The sequence below is a fragment of the Thiobacter sp. AK1 genome, assembly GCF_039822265.1.
Classification (GTDB): domain Bacteria; phylum Pseudomonadota; class Gammaproteobacteria; order Burkholderiales; family Thiobacteraceae; genus Thiobacter; species Thiobacter aerophilum.
Window position 1 is genome coordinate 213,394 of record NZ_JBAJEX010000003.1, and the last position, 24,547, is coordinate 237,940.

At 64.0% G+C, this 24,547-nt stretch carries 14 protein-coding genes; 5 read left to right on the forward strand and 9 right to left on the reverse strand.

Annotated features, from left to right (window positions below):
* Positions 1 to 20: 20 nt before the first annotated feature.
* The 9 genes from atpA to V6E02_RS05985 form a co-directional block, all read right to left on the reverse strand.
* Positions 21 to 1,562, reverse strand: a complete 1,542-nt coding sequence (gene atpA, locus V6E02_RS05945) for a F0F1 ATP synthase subunit alpha (protein WP_347307859.1) — start codon at positions 1,560 to 1,562, stop codon at positions 21 to 23.
* Between the two features lie 8 nt (positions 1,563 to 1,570).
* Positions 1,571 to 2,107 (reverse strand): F0F1 ATP synthase subunit delta, encoded by a 537-nt coding sequence (locus V6E02_RS05950; RefSeq protein ID WP_347307860.1) that lies wholly within the window; start codon positions 2,105 to 2,107, stop codon positions 1,571 to 1,573.
* Positions 2,107 to 2,577, reverse strand: a complete 471-nt coding sequence (locus tag V6E02_RS05955; RefSeq protein WP_347307861.1) for a F0F1 ATP synthase subunit B — start codon at positions 2,575 to 2,577, stop codon at positions 2,107 to 2,109. Before V6E02_RS05955 ends, V6E02_RS05950 begins: the two co-directional genes overlap by 1 nt.
* Positions 2,578 to 2,613: 36 nt before the next feature.
* Positions 2,614 to 2,853 (reverse strand): F0F1 ATP synthase subunit C, encoded by a 240-nt coding sequence (gene atpE / locus V6E02_RS05960; RefSeq protein ID WP_347307862.1) that lies wholly within the window; start codon positions 2,851 to 2,853, stop codon positions 2,614 to 2,616.
* A gap of 54 nt (positions 2,854 to 2,907) precedes the next feature.
* Positions 2,908 to 3,846, reverse strand: coding sequence for a F0F1 ATP synthase subunit A (gene atpB, locus V6E02_RS05965; RefSeq protein WP_347307863.1), 939 nt, complete (start codon positions 3,844 to 3,846; stop codon positions 2,908 to 2,910).
* A 60-nt stretch (positions 3,847 to 3,906) separates the two neighbouring features.
* A complete protein-coding gene (locus V6E02_RS05970) occupies positions 3,907 to 4,308 on the reverse strand; it encodes an ATP synthase subunit I (RefSeq protein WP_347307864.1) in 402 nt (133 codons plus the stop codon).
* Between the two features lie 690 nt (positions 4,309 to 4,998).
* Entirely contained in the window at positions 4,999 to 6,366 is a 1,368-nt protein-coding gene (locus V6E02_RS05975) for an HlyD family type I secretion periplasmic adaptor subunit (RefSeq protein WP_347307865.1), read from the reverse strand.
* Positions 6,367 to 6,387: 21 nt separating this feature from the next.
* On the reverse strand, positions 6,388 to 19,671 hold the full coding sequence (locus V6E02_RS05980; protein WP_347307866.1) for a putative Ig domain-containing protein: 13,284 nt from the start codon (positions 19,669 to 19,671) through the stop codon (positions 6,388 to 6,390).
* 441 nt (positions 19,672 to 20,112) lie between these two features.
* Positions 20,113 to 20,535 (reverse strand): helix-turn-helix domain-containing protein, encoded by a 423-nt coding sequence (locus tag V6E02_RS05985; protein ID WP_347307867.1) that lies wholly within the window; start codon positions 20,533 to 20,535, stop codon positions 20,113 to 20,115.
* 169 nt (positions 20,536 to 20,704) lie between these two features.
* Between V6E02_RS05985 and V6E02_RS05990 the strand changes: the two genes are divergently transcribed.
* The 5 genes from V6E02_RS05990 (at position 20,705) to V6E02_RS06010 (ending at position 24,544) form a co-directional block, all read left to right on the forward strand.
* Complete coding sequence (locus V6E02_RS05990) at positions 20,705 to 20,944, forward strand: hypothetical protein (RefSeq protein WP_347307868.1); 240 nt, start codon at positions 20,705 to 20,707, stop codon at positions 20,942 to 20,944.
* Entirely contained in the window at positions 20,928 to 21,188 is a 261-nt protein-coding gene (locus V6E02_RS05995) for a hypothetical protein (RefSeq protein ID WP_347307869.1), read from the forward strand. Before V6E02_RS05990 ends, V6E02_RS05995 begins: the two co-directional genes overlap by 17 nt.
* The gene (locus V6E02_RS06000) at positions 21,188 to 23,515 is read left to right on the forward strand and encodes an integrase catalytic domain-containing protein (RefSeq protein WP_347307870.1); all 2,328 of its coding nucleotides are present in this window, start codon (positions 21,188 to 21,190) and stop codon (positions 23,513 to 23,515) included. The genes V6E02_RS05995 and V6E02_RS06000 overlap by 1 nt, the downstream gene beginning before the upstream one ends.
* A 77-nt stretch (positions 23,516 to 23,592) precedes the next feature.
* Positions 23,593 to 24,327, forward strand: a complete 735-nt coding sequence (locus V6E02_RS06005) for an AAA family ATPase (protein ID WP_347307871.1) — start codon at positions 23,593 to 23,595, stop codon at positions 24,325 to 24,327.
* On the forward strand, positions 24,317 to 24,544 hold the full coding sequence (locus V6E02_RS06010) for a hypothetical protein (protein WP_347307872.1): 228 nt from the start codon (positions 24,317 to 24,319) through the stop codon (positions 24,542 to 24,544). The genes V6E02_RS06005 and V6E02_RS06010 overlap by 11 nt, the downstream gene beginning before the upstream one ends.
* Positions 24,545 to 24,547: the final 3 nt, after the last annotated feature.

Below are 24,547 nucleotides of genomic sequence, written 5' to 3' on the forward strand. Positions count from 1 at the left end.
GCAAGGCCTGGCATGCGTCCTCAGTAGGTGCCCGTCTTCTTGAAGTCCTCGACCGCAGCGGCGAGGTCCTTCTCGGTAGCCTCGTCGAGATCGTTGGTGGCGGAGATCTTCTCGAGGATGTGCGGATACTTGCTCTTGATGTGCGCCTGCAGCGCCGCCTCGAAGGCCAGCACTTTCTTCACGTCCACGTCATCGAGATAACCGCGGTTGACGGCGAACAGCGAAACCGCCATCTGCGCCACGCTCATCGGGCTGAACTGGGGCTGCTTCATGAGTTCGGTCACGCGCTTGCCACGCTCGAGCTGCTTGCGGGTGGCCTCATCCAGGTCGGAAGCAAACTGAGCGAAGGCCGCCAGCTCGCGATACTGGGCGAGCGCCAGACGCACGCCACCCCCTAGCTTCTTGATCACCTTGGTCTGGGCGGCACCCCCCACACGGGACACCGAGATACCGGCATTCATGGCGGGACGGATGCCGGCATTAAACAGGTCGGTCTCCAGGAAGATCTGGCCATCAGTGATGGAAATCACGTTGGTGGGGACGAAGGCGGTCACATCGCCGGCCTGCGTCTCGATGATGGGCAGGGCGGTGAGGGAGCCGGTGCGGCCCTTCACCTCGCCGTTGGTGAATTTCTCGACGTACTCCTCGTTTACCCGCGCGGCACGCTCCAGCAGCCGGCTGTGCAGGTAGAAGACGTCGCCGGGATAGGCCTCGCGACCTGGCGGACGACGCAGCAGCAGTGAGATCTGACGATAGGCCCAGGCCTGTTTGGTGAGGTCGTCATAGACGATTAGCGCGTCCTGGCCACGGTCGCGGAAATACTCGCCCATGGCACAACCGGCGTAGGGGGCGATGTACTGCATCGCCGCCGAATCGGAAGCAGAGGCGGCCACCACGATGGTGTATTCCATGGCGCCATGCTCTTCCAGCTTGCGCACCACGTTGGCAATGGTGGAGGCCTTTTGGCCAATCGCCACGTAGATGCAGGTCATGTTCTGACCTTTCTGGTTGATGATGGCGTCCACCGCCACGGCGGTCTTGCCGGTCTGGCGGTCGCCGATGATCAGCTCCCGTTGGCCGCGCCCGATGGGCACCATGGAGTCGATGGCCTTAAGGCCCGTCTGCACCGGCTGCGAGACGGATTTGCGGGCGATCACGCCGGGGGCGATCTTTTCCACCGGCGAGGTGAGCTTGGCATGGATAGGACCCTTGCCGTCGATGGGCCGGCCCAGGGCGTCCACCACGCGACCAAGCAGTTCCGGCCCCACCGGCACTTCCAGAATACGACCGGTGCACTTGACGGTATCGCCCTCGGTGATGTGTTCGTAATCACCGAGGACCACCGCACCCACCGAATCGCGCTCCAGGTTGAGCGCAAGGCCAAAGGTGTCTCCAGGGAATTCCAGCATTTCCATGGCCATGACGTCGGACAGGCCGTGGATGCGCACGATGCCGTCGGTGACGGACACCACCGTGCCCTGGGTACGTGTGTCCGCGCCGGTTTCCAGGCCCTGGATCTTGTTCTTGATCAGTTCGCTGATTTCAGAGGGATTGAGTTGCATAGCTACTCCTAAGATTTGAGCGCGGACGCCATTTTCGCGAGCTGGCCGGCGACGGAGCCGTCGATGACCACGTCACCCACGGTGATGCGGGCACCGCCGATGAGGTCGGGATCCACTTGGGTACGAGCCTTGACGCGGCAAGCGAAGCGCCTCTCGAGCGCCGCCACGAGGTCCTGCACCTGTGTTTCGGTGAGGGGAAAGGCCGAGGTGATCACCGCTTCCAGCTCGTTCTCGTGCTCGCGACGCAGCGCTTCGTACAGCTCGGCGATAGTAGGCAGCAACGCTAGGCGGTCGTTGTCGCTGAGGAGCTGGATGAAGTTGCGGCCGGCATCGTTGAGCTCGGAGCCGCACACGCCCAGGAAAAGGCGCGCCAGCTCGGCGGCCGGGACATTCGGATCATGGATCAGGGCCGCCATCTGCGGGTCTTTGGCGACGGTGGCGCAAAGGCTCAGCATGCGCGACCAATCGGCAAAGGCCTGGCTTTCCCGTGCGATGCGGAACACCGCCTCGGCATAGGGCCGCGCGATGGTGACGAGTTCGGCCATCAGAGTTCCTTCTTGAGGGCTTCGAGCAGGTCGGCGTGAGCCTTGGCGTCGATCTCACGACGCAGGATGCGCTCGGCGCCCGCCACGGCCAGAGCGGCCACCTGTTCCCGCAGCATCTCGCGGGCACGGGTGGCTTCCTGTTCGATTTCGGCGCGCGCCGCGGCAATCATGCGGTCGCCTTCGGCCTTGGCAGCGTTCTTGGCTTCCTCGACGATCTCGATGCCGCGTTTTTCCGCCTGGGCAATGACCTCCGCCGCTTGGCTCTTGGCCTCGCGCAGCACGTCGGCGGCGCGCTTGGAGGCAAGCTCCAGCTCGTGCTTGCCGCGTTCACCGGCGGCCAGCCCGTCGGCGATGAGCTTTTTGCGCTCGGCCAGGGCAGCCATGATGGGCGGCCACACGTACTTCATGCAGAACCAGACGAACACGGCGAACGTGATCGACTGCCCAATCAAGGTGAGATTGATGTTCATGCGTCTACCCTTTGAGAGGGCCTGTCAAAGACAGGCTTAACCAGCCAGGGCGAAGATGACGTAGAACGACACACCCACGGCGATCATCGGCACGGCGTCGGTCAGACCCATCATGATGAAGAACTGGGTCCGCAACATGGGGATGAGCTCGGGTTGGCGCGCGGCGCCCTCCAGGAATCGGCCGCCCAGCACACCGATGCCGATGGCGGCACCCAAGGCGCCCAGGCCCATCATGATGGCACCGGCGATGATCAGCATTGCTTGGATTTCAGTCATTGCACTCTCCTGTTTTCAGAATCAAAGAATCAAACCAAAACCTTTGCGGGTGTCTCAGTGGTGCTCGGGCACCGTGTGCGCCATGTCCATGTACACGATGGTGAGCGTCATGAAGATGAACGCCTGCAGCGTGATGATCAGGATGTGGAAGATGGCCCAGCCCAATTGCAGCAAGCCGCCGAACAGGCCCAGGATCCAGCCGCCATACATGAGCGCGATCAAGATGAAGATCATCTCGCCGGCGTACATGTTGCCGTACAGTCGTAGCGACAGCGACAAGGGCTTGGCCAACAGGGACACGAATTCGAGGAGGAAGTTGATGGGAATGAACAGCGCCTGCAGCAGGGGATTCTTGGAGCTGAACGGGTGCAGGGTGAGCTCCCCAAGGAAGCCGCCGGCGCCCTTTATCTTGATGCTGTAGTAGAGCATCAGCACGAACACCGCGAGTGACAGGCCGAAGGTAATGTTGGGATCCGTGGTGGGCACAACCTTGAAATACACGTGGTGTGGCTCCACGCCCAACAGGCTGTGGCCCAACTGGCCCGCAAGGAAGGGTAGCCAGTCCACCGGCAACAGGTCCATCAAATTGAGGAGGAAAACCCAGGCGAAAATGGTGATGGCTAGCGGCGCCACCATGTCGTTCTTGCCGGCGAAGGAGCCGCGCACGTTGGTATCGACGAACTCGCAGATCCACTCAGCAAAATTCTGCGCAAGGCCGGGCACGCCCGCAGTCACCTGCCGGGCGACCCGTCGGAAGAACCAAAGGAAGACCAAGCCCAGTGTGACGGACCAGAACATGGAGTCCACATGGATCGCCCAGAAGCCCATTTGCTTGGCCTCCCCGGCCGAATGGGCGAAGGTCCAAGTGTCCTGCTGCAACACCACTTTCTGGCCATCGATCTCGCGCTCCGTCCCGGCGGGGAGCTTGCCAAAGGTGAGGTTTTGCAAGTGGTGCTTGATGTAGTCGGACGAGGTCAGGTTTTCTGATGACATTTTTCGTTTCTTTGCTCAGAGCTTGTGAAAAACCCGTAGCGAAGGCGACTACGGCATTTTTCACAAGCCCTCAGGATCCGCGCCTCGCAGCAGGGGGGCGATGAACCACCCCAGTTGGCCCACGACGAAGCCCGCCGTCAGCGCCAGGGGTTCCAAGCCCATCCCGGCTAGCCCCAGGCCAAGCAGCAGGGCGACCAGCGCGAAGCGCTCCAGACTGGATCGGTAAGCCCCCGCGAGCGGGCGGCACGCCATTGCCGCCCCTTGCTCGCCCCGGCGCATGCGCCACATCAGCAAACCGGTGTTCGCGAGGGCGATCAGCACACCCCAAAAAGCTGCCTCGGCGGCCGCCGGCCCCTCGAGCTGCCAAGCGATTCCCGTGACGAGCACAAGCAGAACGAGCTGCAGATGCAGCACCTGCCCGGGATGCCGGATTCCGCGCTGCGCTCCCCGGATGTGCTTCATGGGCGGCAAACCGAGAAAAGGCCGCGATTATAGCGACCGGGTTATAAAATCGTCAAATGCCTGTATTCGTCCAGTACCTTTGGCGCTCGGGCTGTTTGCGTTCGGCGAAGTTACGTTTACACGTCTGGCGTGAGCACGAGTGCTGACAGAGCTTTGCGGAGTGTCCTCGCCAGCATCACCACTTCCGCAGGCGCGTTTTTCGCTTTTTTGCCAGTTTTGCCGTTCTCCGTCTCTTGCTGGTTGCCTTAAGTGCACGAGGCCGCTTCGTAACCTTGGGGTTTCCGGGCAGGAGATTGTTGCTCGCAACCCTGCTCCCGATTGGCGCTGCAATATGAACTGCGCCGTCCAGGTTAGCCATTATCTGGCTTTACGAAAGCGGCTGGCAGACTGCGCAATTTGACCGTCATTCCCGCGAAAGCGGGCATGCAGGGGGGTTTTGACCGGTTTGCTGGGTCGGCGCTTTCGCGGGGACGACGGATAGGTATCACGTACCTATGTAATGCAATAGGACGCGGGATGGGACGGCCCCAGGCGAAGCTGGGTTGCGCGAGACGTTCGCAGGCGAGAGTGCACCGCCGTTCGAAAAGTGGCGGCAACGCGGGGCCGCAGGGACCCGTTTCCACCTGCGTAGGCGTAGCTGACCCTCTGCCAGGATCTCCCGCGCCAGGAAGCTTCACGGCGGGACATCTTTCATCGTTCCCGGCCTGCCTCGTGCCAGGCCTTCTTCACCGGCGAGAGCAGGTATTCCGCCACCGTGCGCTCACCCAAGAGGATTTCCGCCGTGGTTTGCATGCCCACCGACAGCGGGTATTTCACGCCATCCATTTCCAGTGCGGTTGTATCGAGCCTCACCAGCGCCTTGTAGCGCAACGGCCGCGGCCCGGCGCCTGGGAGGCCCCTGTCGCGGGCTTCTTCTTCGCTTTGGGCATCGGCGCTCACGTGCTCGACGGTGCCGCGTCCCATGCCGTACTTCTGGAACGGGTAAGTCGCGAACTTGAGCTTGACCGGTTGCCCCGCCCGCACGAAGCCGATGTCCTCGTTTAAGACCCAGACTTCGGCCTTGAGTTTTTCGTCTCGCGGCACGAGGGTCGCCAGCACGGTGCCGGGCTGCACCACGGTGCCGGAGGTGTGCGTCGCCAAGTCCTTGATCACCCCGTCCTGGGGCGCCTTGAGTTCGAGAAGCTCGCGCCGGTGCCGCTGTTTCTCCAGTTCCTTGGCCAGTTTGTCCAGTTGCGCCTGCGCCTCAACGCGCTCGGCATGCAGCTGCCGCATATAGTCGGCCTCGATCTGCTCGAGTTTCTTGAGCGACTGGTCGATGCTGGCCTGGGCGGAGGCGATCAGGTGTTCCTGGGTGGCCAATTCCTGTTCCTTCTCGATGCGCTCACGGCGCTTGTCCGAGCCCATCAGCGGGCTTGCAAAGCCGTCCTTGACCAGTTTTTCGTAGGCCTTGTCCTGTTCCCGGTAGTGGGGCAGCACGGCCTCCAGCCGCGCTTTTTGCTGGCGGGCCGCCGCCAGTTCCTGCTCTGCCTTGATAAGCCGGCTGCGTTCTTCCGCCAGCGCCGCGGCCAGGGCTTCGCGATTGGCCCGGTAGTGGGCGGCGGTTTCGCGCACGAGCGCCACGGGGGCCTCAATCGCCGGCCGGAAGGCTTGCCCAGTCCGTTCCGCATCGATGCGGGCAAGCTGCAGGCGCTTGCGGGCGTATTCGGTCGTGATGGCATCGAGATCGGCATTGGTGATAAGCGCATCCATGCGCATCAAGGTTTGTCCGGCGCGCACCGCCTCGCCTTCGCGCACCAGGATTTCCTTGACGATGCCCGCCTCCGCAGGTTGCACGATCTTGAGGTAGCTTGCCGGTATGAGCTTACCGTCGGCCACGGCTACGATGTCCAGCCGCCCGAACAGGGCCCAGATCAACAGGAAGGCCAGTAGTCCCAGCAGCATCCACAACACCCGCCGCCCCTGCGGATGCGGCGCGCTCTGCTGCAACCGAATCAGCGGCGGGAGGAACGCCTGATGATCCTGGTGGGCAGGCTGGATGAGGTGCTCAAGCGCACGCATGTTGGGGCCTCGTGTTTTGCATCAGCATGTGAGCGTGCTCATCCCTTCGCGCAGGCCGACGAAGCCTTTGAGATGGGTGCCGCTCGCGGCCAGCGACACGGCATCCACACCGTGGCGCATGCCAGGCTCACCCCGGTGCATCCAAGGAGCCAGGCCGGCGAGATCGGCCCCCTGATTGACATGGCTCCAGGCAGGGGCGCTCTGGCGTTCGGCATCGAGCCGGTTCAGGGCATGCGTCAGTTCGGCCCAGTGGCGCGCCACATCGTGTGTGAGCTGGCCCTGAGGTGTCTGCCCGGAGGCTTGGCCTGGCTTATCCCATGGCTCGAACCAGCGACGATCGATTAGAGGCCACGCCGGCTGTTGGGACTTGCCTTCACGCTTGAAGCTGTCGAGGAAACGCCCCAAGAGATCATCCTCACCCTCACCACCATGCTTGCGCCCCGGCTGGCCGGGCGAAGTCCCCGCCCCGTCATTGAGATTGGACTCGTGTCCGGGGGGCGCTGCGTCCCCGCCGTTGCCTAGGCCTTCGTTGCCTTTCTGATCCGTCGGCACGACCGTCTGGTTGCCAAAGCGGATCGAGAAGACATCCGAAGCCGTGGAATCCTCGCCATGACCGTCGCTCACGGTGACGCGCACATCGATGCGGCCGCGGGCCGAGGCCGGCGCGGTGCCGCTGAAGATCTGGGTGGCGGCATCGAACTTGAGCCAGCTGGGCAGCGGCTTGCCATTGGAGAGGGTGGCGGAATAGCTCAACTGGTCCCCCTGGTCGATATCGATAAAGGAGCCGGAGGGGATTTTCCAGCAGACGTTGTTATTGGGCGCGATGCTCTTGTTGCCCAAGGGCTCCTTGAGCAGCGGCACATCGTTTTTACCCGTGATGGCGATCGTCAGCTCCCCCGGGGTGCTATTGACGCCATCGCTTGCCTGGTAGGCAAAGTGCTCATACACCGTCTGCCCGCCTGCTAGCGACTGCACCGCCGAGGAAGCGTTGTTGAGCGCGTACTGGTAGCTGCCGTAGCTGGTGAGCCACAGTTGCCCCCACTGGCCGTTGCGCACACCCGCATTGACGACCGACAGCGGTTTGCCTTCCGGATCGACGTCGTTGGCCAGCACATTGCCCCAGGCGACCAGGACGCTGTCTTCGCTAACGGCGTTCGCGTCGAAAGCCGTGACCGGGGCCTGATCGATCTGGGTGCCGGCGACCGTGACCGAGAACACCTGGCTGACCGCTGCGCCGGCATGATCGGTCGCCGTGAGGACGACGCTCACGCTGCCGGCATCCTCCGCTGCGGGCGTGCCGCTGAAGGTGCGCGTCGCTGCATCGAACTGGAGCCACGACGGTAGCGCTGAGCCATCGGTCTGGGTGGCCGAGTACGCCAAGGTGTCGCCATGGTCGACATCAATGAAGGCGTCGGCATCGAACTGGAAGCTGAACGCCTGCCCGCTCTGCGCCGATTGCGCGCCGATCTGGCGTGCCACAATGGGAGCGTCGTTCTGGCCGACCACGGCGATGTCAAGCGTAGAGCCTGTGCTGGTCAAACCGTCGGTGGCCGTGTAGCTGAAGGACTCGTGCGCCACTTCGCCAGCAGCCAGCGACTGTACCGCGTTGGTGTCGGCCAGGGTGTAGCTGTACTGACCATCAGCCGCCAGGTTCAAGGTACCGTAGCTGCCGATGCGGCTACCCGGATCGCCGACTTGCAAGACCGTGTCGGCATCGACATCGATGTCGTTACCCAGCACATTGCCCGTCAAGGGGGCTGTCGTGTCTTCGCTGATCGCTTCGATATCCGCTGTCACCACTGGCGCGTCGTTGAGACCCTGAACCACGATGGTAATTTCGTTGGCCACGCTCGCTTCGCCATCGCTCACCGTCACGGTAAAACGCTCAAGCTGGTTTTGTCCGGTGCCCAGCGCCTGCACGGCGGAATTGCCATTGTCGAGACGATAGGAGGCTGTGCCGTCCGCCGCCACGTCAAGACGGCCGTAACTGCCGGTTTGTGACCCCGGATCGGCGATACGCAGCGTGGTGCCGTGATCAATGTCGCGATCATTGGCGAGGAGATCCAACTCAAGGGCCGCAGGGTCGTCTTCACTGATCAAGCCTTCGTCGGCCTGGATCTCGGGCAGATCATTGCGCCCATGGATCCGGATGGAGAGTTCCGCGCCATCGCTTCCCGCACCGTCGGTGACGCGGTAGGCGAAGGTTTCGGTCAGGATTTCGCCGCTCGCCAGGGCCTGAACCTCATCTAAACCGCTATCCAGAGAATAGCTGTAACTTCCATCGGCGTTCAGCTCCAAGCTGCCATAGCGACCGGCATAGGTACCCGGCGCAACGACCTTAAGATTCGTTCCCGCGTCCACATCCCGGTCGTTGGCCAACAGCGATCCCGTCACCGGGGTCGCGGCGTCCTCATCGATGGATGCGCTGTCGGATACCGCCTGCGGGGCGTCGTTGACCGGATCGACATCCAGGGTGAGAACCCCTGCGTTTGCAGAAACCAGGCCGTTGTCCACGCGGAATTCGATGCGGCCGTAAGCGGCGCCATGGGCATCCGCGTCCGGCGTGAAGACCAGCAGACCCGCATCGAGTTGGCTACGCAGGACGACCGTGCCGTCGGCAACTATCGCGCCATTGAGGAGCAGGCGTCCAGCCACCGGCGCCGCGACGATGACGACAGCCTGCAGCGTGTGGGGGCCGTCGGGATCGGCAAAAGCAAAGTCCGCCGCCGTCAGGATGCGTGAGGAGTCTTCCGCCAAGGCAATGTCACCATCGAGCGCCACTGGCGCCCTGGCGACCTGCACGGGTGTGACATCGATTTGGACATGGGCCGTGGTGTTACCGCCTTGGCCATCGCTGACCGTATAGGAGAATCCGGCTTGCCCGGCATAGCCCTGCTCGGGAGTGAAGCGCACGCGGCCGTCCGCCATCAATTCGACGGAGCCGTGCTCGGCATCGCCGACCGCGCTGATAGTCAGCGTGTCGTGGGTCGGATCGATGTCGTAGTCATTGGCGAGCAAGGCCTCGCTGGTCAGATCGAGCACGGCATTGGCGTCCAGTGTATAGCTTTCTCCTGTGGCCACCGGCGCATCGTTGACGTTCTGTACGGTCAACTGGAAGCTATCCGAAGCAGTGCCGCCGTCCGGCTCGGTCGCGGTAATGCGAACCTGCAGGGCGCCGACATCAGCATTGCCGGGCGTTCCCGAGATCGTGGCGGTGCCGGCATCGAAAGACAACCACGCGGGCAAAGGCCGACCGTCCAAAAGAGTGGCCGATAGCGTCAAGCTGCCGCTCGCCTCTGGATCGGTGAACACGCCAGCGGGCAGGCTCAGGCTGAACGGCGCATCTTCGAGCGCGATCTGGTCCGCCACTGGCGTGGTAACCACCGGCGGCAAGGTCCTTTCATCGATACCAATCGAGAACACATCGGCGGCTTCCGCGCCCTGGGAGTCGGTGGCCACGATGCGGATTTCGGTCGGCGCCCGTTGTCCGGCGGGCACATGACCCGAGAAGGTCAGCGTGGCTGCATCGAACTGGATCCAGCTGGGCAGCGGGCTGCCATTGTCTTGCAAGGCACGGTAGCTCAGGGTATCGCCGGCGTCGATATCGCTGAAGGTATTGCGCGGCAACTGGAAGGAGAAGGTCTGGTCGCGCCGATAGATCTGGTCTGCGACCGGAACCGCCAGGCGTGGCGCGTGATTGCGCTGGGCTAGGGTCACGGCAAGATCGAAGTCGTCGGCAATACTGGTGCCGACAAGGTCAGTCGCGGTGATCCGGATCGAATAATTGCCGACCTGATCGGTGCGCGGCACGCCCGAGAGTACCCCCGTGGCCGGATCGAAGCTCAGCCAGGCGGGTAACGGGTCACCGTTGCTCAGGCTTGCCGAATAGCGCAGGGTCTGGTCCCTGTCCAGCTCATAGAAGGCATTGCTGGTGCTGAGGTAGAGCGATTGGTCTTCTTGCACGCTTACGTCAGACAATGGTGCCAGCAGGCGCGGCGCGTCGTATTCATTGAGAACCGTGATCTTGACCTGCTTGGTCGGGTTGGAAACCCAGGCATGCGCGTTCCCATCCGGTTCGCTTCCGCTCTTCGAGAAAGAGTCCGAGGCCGTCAGCGTCAGGTAGAACGTGCCGACCCCGAAATCACCTGCCTGACCGATGATGGTCTTGGTGGAGGGGTCGTAATAGGCCAGGATTTCGTACTGCCGGCTCAACGGGTTGTAGGTTCGGATCGCAGTCCCGCTGGTCGAGACGGGGTCACCGTCCGGGTCTGAGAACGTCGAATCCGGCAGCGTCATCGAGAAGGCCTGATGCTCGCGCACCACGATTTCCGGAATGTCCTCGATAATCGGCGTGCGATTGGCCACCACGCTGAACTTGGTGAGCGAGCGGCCGCCGCGACCATCGTCGGCGATGATGTCGAAGACCTGGCTGCGCGGAAGCGGCGCAGCGCCTTGGTATTGCAGAGTACCCGTGCCTGAGTTGTAAACCCATCCATCGGCAGTGGCTGAGCCTTGGGGAAGGATGGAGATGCTCAGGAGGTCGCCATCCACATCGACAAAGCCCGGCAGGCTGACCTGCATGCTGTCGCCCATGGTCACGACCACCGATGTCTGCGCGGCATAACTCCACTGCCAGACACCTCGGTTGGCGTCCCAGACCTGTCCGTAAACATTCCAGGGCTGGCTCGAACTCGTTGCGACCACCGGGATATGGTTGATGCCGGCAGCTTGCACGTCGACCGTGAATTCGGCACTCGTCGTCAGGCCCAGACGGTCCTCCGCCGTGAGCTTGAAGGTCCAGGTGCCGATATCCCAGTAATCCAGACTGCTGTAGACAAATGGGCCGTAATAGCTGCTGGGCGTCGTCGAGCGCAGCGTCAAGGCGCCGTTGGTCGAATCCAGCGTGAAACTGGATTTGGCGTAGGGAGGCGCGGACAGGCGTTCAAGGCGGTAGGTCAGCGTGTCGCCGCGATCCGGGTCGGTAAACAAATCCGTCGGCAAACGCAGTACTGCGCTCTGGCCTTCCCGGGCAGTGAGAGTGCCCACCGGAGCGGTCAGCACCGGCGCATCGTTGACGTCACCGACGACGACATCGAAATCCTCGTATGCGGCGAGCCCATTGCTGTCGGTGCCGGTGATCCGGATCGTCGTGATGCCGACACTGTCGCTCTGCGTCGTCCCGCTGATGCGGGACGTGTCCGGGTCGTAGGACAACCAGGCCGGCAGAGGCTCTCCGTTGGCGAGGGTCACCTGGATGGAAACGGAATCGCCTTCCCGGTCGATGAACAGGTCTGCGGGCAAGGCCACATCGATGGATTGCCCCTGCCAGACAATCTGGTCCGTGACAAGTCGTTGAACACGTGGCGGATCGTTGGCGTCCTCGACCACGATGTCGAAGACGTCGCTCGCCGTGCGACCGCGCGAATCGCGCGCCGTGACTGCGACCGCCAAGGTGCCCACATCGTCCTTGCCCGGGGTGCCGGAGAACGATTTCCGTACCGGGTCGAAACTCAGCCACCTGGGCAGGGCAGCACCGCCGGCCAGCGTTGCGGAGTAGGAGAGCGTGTCGCCGACATCGAAGTCCTTGAAGGCATCCTCGGGCAGGCTGAAGGACAAGGCCTGGTCTTGCCGGCCGTGTTGATCGGCCAGCGGCCGGAACACGATCGGCGAGGTGTCGTTCGGGTTACGGATGGACAGGTCGAACTGGTCGGAAACCACGCGATTGGCGCTATCCGACACCTGCACGACGATGCTGATGGTGCCGACATCGCCCTCACCCGGCGTTCCCCGGAAAGTGCGGCTGACCGCATCGAAGCTCAGCCAGCCCGGCAGCGGGTCGCCGTTGGCCAGGGTCACCTTGGGAATCAGCACATCGCCAGCATCCTGGTCGCCGAACACGCCCGCCACGCTGAACTCGAAACTGTGCCCGACGTCGACCGTCTGATCGGCCGCTGCAGCGATGACCTCCGGATCGGTGTTGGCCGGCGTGGCCGCCAAGGCAGCCTCGACCTCGGACTGTCCCCAAGTCGTGCCATCGGCGAATTCGATGGTTTCGACCAGGCTCGCGGCTTGCCAGTAGTTGCGCACCGTCAGCCGGTCGCTGGTATCGCGTACGGAGATCAACAGATCGTCGCCGTTGCGGCGCAGTAGCAAGTCGGTCGGCGCCACACCGGCGCCCAGTCGCAAACGATCGCCGGCCGAGGCGGCGCCGTTTTCAAGGACCAGATCCTGGGCGTAACCGCGCCCGAACACATAACTGTCGTTGCCGGCCCCGCCATAGAGCATATCGTTGCCGGCGCCACCATCGAGCAGGTCATTGCCGGCAGCGCCGGCCAGGGTGTTGTTGCCTGCGTTCCCGCGAATGCGATTGTCTCCGGCATTGCCGGTGCCGTCGATATTCGCCGAACCGCCCAAAGTGAGATCCTCGACGAATTCCGGCAGCGCAAAGCTTGCCGTGGCGAGAACGCTGTCGTGACCTTCGCCGGTCAGTTCGATCACCGAGTCGCCGGCATCGTCGACCAGATAAAGGTCGTCGCCCTGACCGCCGTAGAGGACATCGGCGTTGCCGCCGCCATTCAGGGTATCGTTGCCGCCCATGCCGCGCAGAAAGTTACGGCCGGCATTGCCGATCAGGACGTTGGCCCCTTCATCGCCAGTGGCAGTGAGATTGGCTTCGCCCAGCAGTTCGATATTCTCGATGTTGCTGCCGGCGGTGATCGTCCAGCTGATGGTGGCCGCAACGGTATCGTTGCCTTCGCCGGCCAGTTCGACAACGGTATCGGCAGCATTGTCGACCACGTAGCGGTCGTCGCCCGTGCCCCCGGTCAGGGTGTCCGCGCCGGCGCCGCCGTCCAGGCTATCGTTGCCAGCGCCGCCCTCGATCCGGTTGTTGGCGCTATTGCCCACGAGGCGGTTGTTCGCCGCGTTGCCAATCAATTTGACCGGCGCCGTTCCGAGCACTTCGAAATTCTCGATTTCGCCGGTGACGATGATATCTTGCGTCGTGGTGAGACGAACCGTGTCGCTGCCCCCGCCGGGCAGTTCGACGACTTCGCTCAAGTCATCGACGATGTACAGATCGTCGCCGTCGCCGCCCACCAAAAGATCCGTGCCCATGCCGCCGATCAGCACATCGTTGCCGTCGCCGCCCATCAGGACGTCGTCGCCATGGCTGCCGACCAGCGTATCGTTGCCCGCGCCGCCGGAAACATGGGCCGGGAAGCCGGCGCTGGCCACCAGATGGTCGGCGCCGTCCGTGCCGATCAGGGTGGAAGCCCGGCGAGAAAGATCCTCGGCGTTCCAGACCGTGCCGTCGGCAAAACGTGCCTGCAATACCGGCTGGCTCACCGAGTCGTTGAACCAGGCCGTGAAACGCACGCCATCAGCGCCGCTCACCACCACCAGATCGGCTCCCTCGCGGCTGGCCGTGACCGTGTCGGGGTCGATGCTGGTACCGAAGCGCAAACTGTCATAGCGCGTATCGCCCGCGACCTCACGCACACCGTCGCCGACGTTCACAACGAGGTCATTGCTGCGCGCGGCCCACGTAATGGGGTCGATGATGGTTCCATCGACGAAACGAATGCGCTCGATGGCCATCAGCGGGCGATCAAAGCCCATGATCGTGATGGAGTCAGCTCCCCCCGCAATATGCAGGACGAGGCTGCCGTCGACGATTTCTCGCGAAACGTCGGCCAGCGTGATGCCGGCGCCAAACTCGATCGTATCGACATCCTTGAGCCCGGAACCAAAGTCCCCCACGACGTCCTGGCCGTCGCCCCGTCCGAATCGGTACACATCGCTGCCATTGCCGCCAATCAGCATGTCCTGGCCACGGCCGCCCAGCAGGAGGTCACTTCCCGCGCCGCCGGTCAGTTGATCGTCGCCATCGCCGCCTTGCAGTCGATCCTTGCCGTCGCCCCCCTCGATCAAATCATTGCCCGCGCCCCCGAGCAGGACGTCATCGCCTTCGGCGCCATAGATGACGGTGTTGCCGTCCTGCGCCGCGATGTAATCGCTGCCGGTTGATCCCTGCAAACTGTCATTGCCGGGCGTTGCCGCCAGCAAGCGGGCAGCGATGTCTGCCGATTGCCATGTCGTTCCATCCGCGAAGTGGATGCCGGCAAGATTGAGCGCTGAACCGCTGCTGCCGTAGCCAGTGGCCCAGCCGTTCTCGATGCGGACTTGGCTGCCAGAACCCGGCACGTCGAGAACGAGGAAGTGCCGCCAGGGGAAAGCGGCTTCGTCGAAGCTGGATACGACCACATCCTCCGGGCGTATCCCCTCTCCGAATTCGATGACGTCGAGCGACTCCGCGTTGCTCTGCACCTCAATGGTGTCGCGCCCAAAGCCGGCTTCGAGACGATAGATATCGTGCCCCTCGCCGCCCACCAGGGCGTCGTCTCCAGCGCCGCCCACGAGAACATCATCACCGCTGCCACCGCTCAGGGTGTCATTGCCGGCGCCGCCGAAAAGCCGGTCGTCACCGGTGCCGCCCAGTACTACATCACTGCCGTCGCCCGCGTCGATGACATCATTACCGCTCGTGTCCAAAAGATAGTCGCTGCCTGCGGTGGCTGCCGGACGGTACAAGGTTTGCAACACATCCTTGCCCTCGATGACGGTTCCGTCGCCAAAGACCAGGCGGCTGGCGATGATCGGGTTACCGTTCTGATCGATCTTGAACCGGAAACCGCTCAGCGTGGCGGGAGATCCCTTGAGACCCAGCGAGAAGCTGCCGCCGTTTTCGTCGAACCAGACATCCTTGATCAGCACGTCACCGGGCTCAACGTTGCTTTCGAGGCGGATGGTTTGCGGCTGGTCAGTGGAGTAGCTGCCGTAGAAATAATCCTGCCCGGCGTTGAAGCCGAACACCAGGGTGTCGCTGCCGCCGGTCAGGTCATACGTGTCGTTGCCAGCGCCGCCATCGAGCACGTTGCGGCCAGAGCCCCCGGCAAGGAAGTCGTTGCCGTCGCCGCCGTGGATCACGTCGTCGCCATAACCGCCGTAGAGCCTGTCGTTGCCACCTTGCCCGTACACACGGTCGTCGAACGGGCTGGCCTCGACGTCGGTGATGCTGTCTGCCGCCTCACTGCCAATCACCACACCGGAGGGTGACGCCCGCAAATCGAGTTCGCTGCCATCCGCGAAGCGCAGGGTCGAGACTCTGTCCGAAGCATATACCCATCCGGAAATCCGCAGCATGTCGCTGCCGCCCGCCAGACGAATCTGCAGTTCACTGCCGGATACCTTGATCTCGACGTCCTGCGGGCGCACTCCGTCGCCCAGTTGGATCACATCGCGACTATCGCTGCTGGCCAGCGTGTCCTCGCCGCTGCCGAAGCCGAACACGATGGTGTCGGTCGAGGCGCCCGAGTCGTAACCCCTATCCCCGGCGGAGATGACATCCTTACCCATGCCGCCGTCCAGCAGGTCGGCGCCCGAGCCGCCATTCAGAGTGTCGTTGCCGTCACCGCCAAACAAGGCATCCGCACCGTTGCCTCCGTCGAGCTGGTCATTGCCATCGCCGCCAAAGAGCGCATCAGCGCCGTCTCCGCCGTTCAGATAATCATCGCCGGCATCGCCAAAGAGACGGTCGTCGCCCGAGGCGCCAGATAGATAATCGCCACCTGCAGCACCAGAGATGTCGTCGTTGCCGCCGTAACCCTCGATGCTCTCGCTTTGGTTGCTTCCGATCAGCGTGTTGTCGCGGAAATCGCCCAGCCCTTCGGGCAGCATGGCCAGCACGGCTTCGGTATGCCACACGGTGCCGTCGGCAAAACGTACCTCCAGCGCCGAGGCGGGTTGTGCCTGAGCCAGCCAATAGCTCATGTTGAGGGTGTCAGCGCCGCCGGCCACTGAGAATTGCAAGGAGGCGCCAATGCGTGCAACGGAAATATCCCCAGGCAGCACATCCGCGCCCATTTCAATAATGGTCAGCGGCGACTGCGCGCCATCGACGCCCGCGCTGAACGTATCGTAGCCCGAGCCCCGGCCGAAGCGGATGGTGTCGATGCCGGCACTGCCTTCGTAGTAATCATTTCCGGCGCCACCGTCGAGCACGTCGTTGCCATCGCCCCCATTCAGGGTATCGCTGCCTGCCCCACCAAAGAGCTGGTCGTCGAAGCCGCCTCCGGTCAGTTGGTCATTGCCGTCGCCGCCGAGGAGAACATCGTTGCCATCCCCGCCGAGCAGCGTGTCATTGCCGGCGCCGCCATCAAGGACGTCTGCACCCGCGCCACCCGCCACGTGGTCATCCCCTCCGCCGGCAGCAAGCAGGTCGTCTCCCGAACTGCCCAACAAAGTATCATTGCCGCTGGTGGCGACGGGTTGCGGCATCCGCGTTTGGGCCGCGATGTCCGCGGCCGACCAGACGCTGCCATCGGCAAAGACAATGCTGGCGGCACCGTTGATGCCCGTCAGACTTTCGCCGGTGGCCACGATACGCAGGGTCAGCGGCACTTCCAGGCCATCGAGCAAGCCGCCGACGATCTCGACCTCGGTCGCTTCTACATCGGTGCGGACGACAAAGCCCTGGGCATAGGCTGCGTTCTCGATCACATCGTTGCCGCTGCCCGTGCCGAACAGAATCACCGCGCCGCTGTTGACATTGAGGCGGTCATTGCCGGCGCCGCCGTCCAGAATCCCGTCGCCACTGAGGGCGTCATCGCCCGCTCCGCCCGACAGGTAGCCCCGGCCGCTCAGCGTGTCATTGCCAGCGCCGCCATTGATGAAGTTATCGCCCTCACCATCTTCGATGGTGTCATCGCCGGAATCGCCGAACAGGCGATCATTCCCTGTACCTCCGCGCAGCGAATCGCGCCCGGCCCCGCCATGGATCACGTCATTGCCGTCCCCCCCGTAGATGCTGTCCGGCCCCTGGGTGCCGGTCAGCACGTCCGCACCGGACGTGCCCGAGGTGGACGTCAGGCGATAGCGATCGAAGTCGGCGGCGGTGATGACGACGCCGTCGGCCGACTCAATTCGGTCAATGCGCGAGCCGACATCGACATAGACGGCGCCCGGGCCGAAATCGATCCTTGTCTGCCCGGAATGTCCCCAACCGCTTCCCGCCGAGATGATGACGTTTTCCGCCGACAGGCCCGCGCCCAGTACGATACGGTTGGCACCCTCGGTGTCCGAAATCTGGTCGTAGCCGCTGTCGGCATTGATGACGTAAGTGTCATCACCGGCGCCTCCCGCGAGGGAGTCGTGCGCGCTGTTGTACCAGTAACCCCAGTCGTAATCGCGCTCCTGATCCAGATCGCTGGCGGTCGATGCGCCGCTGATCAGCGTGTCGTTGCCGTCCCCGCCATAGAGTTGATCGGCACCGCTGCCCCCGTCCAGCACATCATCGCCGGCACCGCCTTCCAGCATGTCGTCGCCGCCCAGCCCCTGAATGGTGTCATTGCGTCCGGAACCGTAGATATGGTCGGCTCCGCTGGTACCCTCCGGCACCACCAGACGCAATTCGACGTCTTGGATAGTCCATTCGGTACCATCGGCAAACACGAAACGCTCGATGCGATTGGCGGTGTGCCCGAGGCTGAACTGGGATTCGATGCGGACGCGATCATCCGTGCCGGCAACCTCGAGGATCAGACTGTCATACTCGCGGCGCACGACCAGATCATCGGGCGCGATGCCTTCGCCGAAAATCAGGGCATCGCCGCCGCCATTGTTCCAATCGTCGTCGCGGATGGTCAGTTGTCCGTAGCCCGGCTTGAACACATAGCGATCGTCTCCCAGGCCGCCGCTCGCATAGTCGCTACCGCCGAGGCCATCGATGATTTCAGAGCGATCCGAACCGCGCAGCCAGTCAGTGCCGGTCGTGGGTTTCGTCATCGCGTAGCCGGTCACATCGTCGGCCGTCCATGTCGAGCCATCCGCAAACTCGATGGCTTCGATCAGCGGTCGCACGCTGATATCGCCCCATTGGTTCGAGACCTTGGCCGGGATGCGTACCCGGTCCTCGGTGCCGTAGCGTTGCAGCACGATGGCGCCGTCCGCGTCGGCGAACACCTGAAGGTCTTCCGGCGCAATGCCCTCGCCAAAGCGCAGGCGGTCATGCCCTTCGACATCCACGATCCGGTCGCTGCCGTCCCCGGCGTTGAACACATAGACATCGTCACCGCGCCCACCATCGAGCAGATCCGATCCCGTGCCCCCGACCAGGCTGTCGTTACCGTCCAATCCCTGGATGACGTCGTTACCGGCCAGGCCGTCGATGAATTCGTCGGCGCTACCGCCCATGATGAAATCGTCGCCATCGCTCGGGGTGTTCGCCAGCGTTGCGATGGCTTCGGCATCCCACGTCGTCCCATCGGCGAACTGCACGGCGCCCAGCCGGTTGGCCGCATCGCCAAACCAGTTCTCAACGGTAATCGTTTCGCCGTCGGGCAACTGTAAGTAAAGGTTGGCGGCATCGCGCTTGACGACCACCTGTTCCGGACCGATGCCCTCGCCCAGGCTGAGGCTGTCGGTATCGCCCCGGCCTTCGTCGGCGATGATGTCGCTGCCGTCGCCAAGCGCGTACTCGTAGGTGTCGTCGCCCGATCCGCCCGACAGCAGGTCGTTGCCCGGGCCGCCGGAGAGCACGTCGTTACCGGCCAGGGCGTGGATTTCGTCGTTGCCGGCCCCGGCCTCGATCACGTCGTCTGCATCGCTGCCGACGAGGAAGGCATCCCCGCCGCTCGGCGCCACCGGGGCCAGGGCCCAGGCCGTCAGCTCCGCCGGCGACCAGACCGTGCCGTCCGCGAAGACCACGGATTCGATGCTCGGCCCGGTGTTGCCGAACCAGCCCTCGACGATCACGCGTTCTCCGCTGCCGCGCAGCACCAGCAGCAAGTCGGATTCGTTGCGGGTCACCGCCACATCGGCCGGCAGAATGTCCGCGTCGAAGCGAATCACATCCTCGCCCGCCGTTCCACTGTCGGCGATGACGTCGCGGCCGTCGCCGCGCGCAAAGACGTAGGTGTCCGAACCATCGCCGCCATCGAGGCGATCGTTACCCGTACCGCCGGACAAGGTATCGTCCGTCGCATAGCCGATGATGTGGTCGTTGCCCTCGGTGCCGAGGAGTAACCCAGCACGCACCTCGTCCGCCGAGAGACTCCCATCGGAGAAGTCGAAGAACTCGACGACCGCCGCTTCATCGGCAAAGAAACGCCGAATGGTCAAGCGATCCTCCGTGTCGGCGATGCGCACCAGCAGGTCATCACCGGCCCGTTCAAACCGCACTTCATCCCGATACCCCTCCATGACGATGCGGTCGGCATTGCCGATGTCGTCGGATTCGACCACCACGTCGTCGCCGGAGCCCCGCCGGAACACGTAGCTGTCGTCGCCACTGCCACCAAGTAGCGTGTCGCGATCGGCGCGATAGCCACCGTCCAGCCGGTCGTCGCCCGCGCCGCCGTGGAGTTCGTCGTCGTCGGCAAAGACGGCGCTAAAGCCGCCCTCACCACCTCCGTAACCCTCGCCGCCGCCACTGCCTAACCACCAGGCGGGGTCGGTATAGGCGCCATACAGGCGGTCATCCCCCCGGCCGGCGATGATGACGTCGTTGCCGAAGCGGCCGATAGGGATGAAAAGATTGGATGCGACAAGGTAGATGAGACGGAAGGTCGCGGGAAGGGGCGGGATGGGGCGGGAAATTTCGGTAAATCAATGGGTTCGTTGGGTTGTCCACAAGGCGGGGCGTGTGCGCGGATTGCGTGCGACGAAATGCACGCGCTGACGGGGGGATCAGGCGGGTTTTTTGAGGCGCTCGACTTCGGCGCGGAGGTCGGCTAGCGCCCGGCGCAGCTCGGACGCTTCTGCCGCCGAGCGAGCGCGCGCGAAAACATCATCGAGGAAGGCCTCGGCCTCCTGTTCGGTCATATCGGCCAGCAGGAGGCCGATTTTTTCGAGGCGGCGAGCGTATGGGACGGCGGAAAAGTCGTTTTCCGGCGCGGGTTTACGCTCTTTCTGGCCGCGCCCGGTGGCCAGCCAGTCCAGCGAGACGCCTGCGGCGTCGGCGATGCGCGACAGCTTGTCGTAGACAGGCTTTTTCCCCTCAAGGTAAGACCTGATCGTTGCCTCTGGAAGTCCGACTTTTCGAGCGAACGCGGACACGGTGTCGTCACCGATGCACTCACGGAGCCTGGATGCGAGCGTGTCCGATTCCATGAACAACACCTCACGAATCGGACATGAGAATCGGACATCGGACGCGCGAATCGGACATAAATCGGACGCGAATCGGACGCGAATCGGACATGCAAAATGTTTCGCAACTTGTTGTTGACATCGCAACCTCTTGTGTTAGACTATCGCAAACAGTTACGAGGATAGCACTATGGAACGAGAGCGGAAACCTTTAGGTGATGCCACCGCCGTGCGCGGCAAGCTGGCGCTGGCAGGGTACCGGTCGATCAATGAGTGGGCGAATGCCCACGGCGTCAAGCCGGTGACGGCGCGACGGGTGATCTATGACTGGGCGAACCGCGCCGACCGCGAGCCGCACGGAGGCATCGCGCGGCAGGTGATGAAGATGCTGCGGGAGACGCTGGAGGCGAAAGATGATCAGGCTGCGTGACTACGCGAAAGCGCTTGGCGTGTGCAAGAAAACGGCTCTGGCACAAGCGCTGCGCGAAGGGAAGGCCTGCGAGAAGCGGCCTGTGCGCGGCGGGTGGGCGTGGTTCGTGGCGTCGCAGCCTGAGGCGGCGCAAGCGCACGTCGATACGGGCCGCCTAGAGCAGTGCATCTCTCTGGCGCTCAAGATTGACTCCAGCGCCAACGGGGCCGCGCGGCTGGCCGTGAGACTCTACGAGGTGCTGTGATGCAGACCTGGCTGACCCCGCAGCAGATCGCCGAGATGCGGCTGGCTGGCATGCCGACGACAGATCGTCGTGTGCGAACCTGGGCTGAAAAAAATTTCGCCACGATTCGCAACAGGTTGCGAGGTAAAGGCATCGAGATACTGCTCGAGAGCCTGCCGATCGAGGCGCAGCGGGATTACTACGCGCGGCATGCCGCGCAGCAGACCGAAGGAGACCGGATGAACAGTTTGCCCGCTACGCCAAAAGTAGCTGTTGCTACGCCAAATGTAGCTCCCCTCCCCGCCCTCGGCGGCGAGCCTATCCCGGCGGGGGGGTGCCCTCACCCTGCCGATACCAGCCCGGCGGCCACCGGTGCGGGTGGGCTCACCAGCGGGGGTGGGTTGCCGGTGCCGGTCAAACCCGGCCAGAACCTGCCAAAACCGGCCAAAACCGGCCAAAACTTGCCAAAACCGGCTGAAACCGACGCGGATTCCGTCTTGATCGGCCAGATCGTCAGCGCGGGGGTGCGGGATGATGATTTTGCGCGGGTGGAGCGGGCGCGAGCGCTGTATGCCCTGCTGAAACCCTTGATCGACCTGCCGGAGCGCCACAAGGGACGGCGGGCGATGGCGGAGGAGATTGCGCGCACTCTTAATAAGAGCGTGGCGCAGGTGTACCGGCTGGCGCAGATGGCCAGCGGCAAGGACGGGGTGATCCGCCTTGCGCGGCTGGGGCAGCGCAGCGACCGGGGGCAGGCGCGGGTTTTGATTTCCGGGCCGTGGCTGGCCTGGGCACAGGAGGCTGCCGCCGCGTGGGCGGGTGATGATGTGCCGGGGCTGGCGGCGCGAGTGCGCGATGCGGTGCGCATGGCCTGGGTGGGCGGCGCGCCGAGTGAGCGGCAGTGCTGGCTGAAGGCCACGGCGAAGGTGGCGCGCGATCTGATGGAGGCGGGCGCGCCGCGCGCGGTGTGCGCGGGGTTGCTGTCGGTGCCGTGCCCGCGCCGGTATGTGGCTGCCGAGGGGGTGCATTTCCGTGTGGCGGGCAAGAGCTTGCGCGACGGCAAGGCCATTTATGACAAGCATCTGACGCCGGTGCGGCGCACGGCGGCGGCGAAGTGGCCGGGCGATCTGGTGTGCGGGGACATCACGCCGCTGGACATTCCGGTGTTGAGAGACGACGGCAGCACGGCGTATGCGCGGCTGATTGCCTGGCACGATGTGGCGACGAACTGGCTGTGGGTGGACGCGGTGCTGCTGGACAAGGGCCAGGGTATCCGGCGCGAGCATGTGGCGGCAAGCTATGCGCGCATGTGCGAGAAAGCGCCGTTTGGTGCGCCGCGCAGGCTGTATCTGGACAACGGTTCGGAGTACCAGTGGGATGAAATGCTGGTGGCGTGCAAGCGGCTGGCGGAGTTTACCGGGGAGCAGTTCGGCGCGTCAGAAGCCGCGACCACGCCGCAAGAGCATCAGGTGGTGCGCAGCATTCCTTTCCGGCCCCGCGCCAAGCGCATCGAGGGGCTGTTTGGGAATCTCACCGACTGGCTGGGCTGGTGGTTTGGCTATGTGGGCGGAAACCGCATCACCAAGAAGGTGGCCACACTCGGGAAAGGCGTGCAGCCCGCGCGGTTCGAGGCGGTGAAGGACTGGCTGAACCGCACGCTTGCGGACTATCACGTCACGCCGCAGCCGGGGGCGGAGCACATGGGCGGCATGAGTCCGCAGCAAAAGCTCACGCTGGCGATGGAGAGCGGCTGGAAGCCGTGGAAGATTGACCGCATCACGCTGGCGCTGGCGTTTGCCGACTACGAGGCGCGGCGGGTGAACCGCGGCACGGTGAGCGTGGACGGCGTGACCTACTCGGGCGACTGCCTGATGGCGATCGAGGGGCGGGTGCTGGTGGCGGTGCCGCGCATCCTGGGCGAGGAAGGGGCGTACATCCTCGATGTGCGCGGCCAGCGCATTCTCGGCTGGGTGGAGCCGGAGCGGGTTTACGACATCACCGACCCGGCCGGGGCGCGTGAGGCCGGGCGCAGGCGGCAGGCGCTGAAAGTCTTGCTCGCCGAGCGCATCAAGGAAGCGGGCGGGCCGCTGGATGAGGCGCGGCTGGCGGGCACGCGGGCCGAGCTGCTCGGATTGGATGCGACGCTCGCCCAGGCCGAGGCGGCGGCACAGTGGGTGGAGCCGTCTGCCGAAGTGCTGCAACTGCACGAGGGCATGCGCGCTGCGCGGCAGCGGCAGATCGAGGAGATCAACCGGCGGCTTGAGGCGCGCAAGAGCGCCGAGCAGCTCAACCGGCTGGGCGTGGACGACGACCCGGATACCGCGATGGCGCGGGCGATGGGGCTGTGAAGATGGTTCCGGCCCGCCGTAGGCGCGGCAGGCCGGGTGTGTGAGGCAAGGCAAACGTGAAAGGAAGCACGAGCATTATGGCACGTGAGATTAGAAAAACCAAGGCAGTGACCGAGGCGATCAAGCTCGCCGAGGTGGTGATGGGCAGCGACAACGCCATCGGCGAAATCGTGGGGCCTGCGGGCACGGGCAAGAGCATGGCCGGGCGCGCGGTGTGCGAGGCGTACCGGGCGGCGCGCATCGTGGCCTTTGACGGCATGACGCGGCATCAACTGCTGCGCGCCGTGGCGCAGGCTGCGGGCATCGAGGGGCCGGGGGCGGTGGATAGGCTGCTGGCTGCGCCGGAAGGCGATACGCGGCGGCTGATCGTGGTGGATGAGGCGAACAAGCTGGGTTGGAGGCCGCTGGAAGCGCTGCGGTTTCTAGCCGATGAGCGCGGGTTTGCGGTGCTTCTCATCGGAACCGAACTCTACGAGCGGCAGTTTGCCGCCAGCCGCACGCGCGAACTGCTGCTGCAACTGGGCAGCCGCATCGGGGCCAAGCGCATGAGCACGCGGCACCTCGACCGCGCCGAGACCTATGCGCATGTGCTGCGCCCGGCCTTTGGCGATGTAGCGGACAAGGAACTGATCAACGCCTTCTGGATGGGCTGCCGAAAAGGCAACTACCGCGAGGCGGTGGAACTGGCCGAGGAGTGCCGCCGGATCATGGCGGCCAACCAGATGCAAAACCTCACCTCTGCGGTGCTGGAGCTGGCCCTGAAGTGGAGCGCCAACCGGCGCGTGGTAGGGAGAGACGGCCATGCGGCTTGAGGACGTGGCGCTGGTGCTGGGCTGCTCCAAGGCTGCGGCCTCGATGGTGAAAAACGGCAAGTACGACCGGCCCGGATCCGACCTGCCCGAGCGCTACGCGGCGCTTGTGCGGCTGGTGGATGCGGTGCGCGGGGCCGACCGCGACGCGGTGTTGCGGCAGGTGTGCATGGAGTGTGAACGGCAGGACTGCACTGGGTGCAGGCTGGCCGATATTTAAGCA